Source organism: Andreprevotia lacus DSM 23236, from assembly GCF_900176275.1.
Classification (GTDB): Bacteria; Pseudomonadota; Gammaproteobacteria; order Burkholderiales; family Chitinibacteraceae; genus Andreprevotia; species Andreprevotia lacus.
This window is the reverse complement of record NZ_FWXD01000076.1, coordinates 1-1,296: the sequence shown is the minus strand read 5'-3', so window position 1 is coordinate 1,296 and position 1,296 is coordinate 1. Positions and strand designations below refer to the sequence as shown.

Here is a 1,296-nt window from a genome sequence, read left to right as displayed (position 1 = left end):
ACGTCCAGCTGTGCCAACGGTTGGTTGGGCTGCTGTTGCAGCGCTGCAACCAGCTGTTCCACCGCAGCCTGCATGAACTGGCAGATACGCTGCGGATCGATGGGCTGCGCGACCTGCGCAGTGAGCTGGAAGCCTTCGCCCAGGTCATCGATCGCCAAGGTCAGTGGGTAGTTGGTACGTTCGTGCGCAGCCAGTACCTGGATGTCGTCGTCGGCCGGAGTGGCGTCGACGGCATGTGCTGCCGGGGCGCTGTGGCGGTAGTTCAGCAGGCTGGTGAACAGCGGGGCCGGGGCCTGTACGCCGCTGCAGCGCTGCGCCAGCGCCAGCGGCGCGTGCTCATGTTGCAGCAGTTGCGCCAGACGGGTGTGCGCGTCCTTGAGGCTGTGTGTGACCGGTTTGCTATCGACGTCGAGTCGCAGCGGCAGTGTGTTGATGAACATGCCCATCACGCGGCCGGCTTGTTCACCGCCTTGCAGGCGGCCGAGCAGGACGGTGCCGAACACGATGTCGCTTCTGCCAGTGGCACGGGCCAGTACCAGGGCCCAAGCCAGGTGCAGCAGGCTGGCGGCACTGACGCCATGGCTGCGCGCCAGTTGGCGGATTTGTTGCGCAAGCGCTTGTGGCAGTGCTTGCGTGTGCTCGCGGATATCGCTGCCATCGCCTTGCACGTTCAACAGGTCGAACGGCGCCGTCGGCGCGTCGATGTCGGCCAGCATCTTGCGGAAGAAGGCTTCCTGTTCCTCCGGCTGGCTGCCCAGTCTGGCTTGGGCGACGAAGTTGCGGAACGGGATGGCTGGTGGCAGTTCGGCTGCACGACCTTGTTCGATCAATGCGGCTTCTTCAACCAGCAGACCGAGCGCAGTGTGGTCGACGGTGAGGTGGTGGGCGTTAAGGTGCAGCAGGCAACGGCCACTGCTGCGGTCTTCAACGGCATGGCAGCGCAACAGCGGTGCGCTGTCGAGGCCGATGCGGTAGTGACGCGGATTGAAGCGGTCCTGCAATTGCTCGCCCGGATCACCCAGGCTGGCATCGAGTTCGACCCACTCCAGCGGCAGGCCGGCATGGCGGTGGACGATCTGCACCGGCTGCGCCAAGCCTTGCCAGGCGAGGCTGGTGCGCAGGATGTCATGGCGCAGGATGACTTGCTGCAAGGTCTCGGCGAAGCGCAGCACACTGGCGCGGTCCGGGAAGGCATACAAACTCGGCAACAGATACGGATCCCCCTCCTGCTCCATCAAGTGATGGAACAAGATCCCTTCCTGCAACGGCGCCAGCGGGTAGATGTCCTGCACATTG

General features: G+C 64.5%; 1 protein-coding gene. It reads right to left on the bottom strand.

What is annotated here, in order from left to right; all coding sequences use genetic code 11:
- Nucleotides 1-1,296 (bottom strand): condensation domain-containing protein (locus B9A19_RS21820; protein WP_245804406.1); only part of this gene is annotated, 1,296 nt, incomplete at both ends.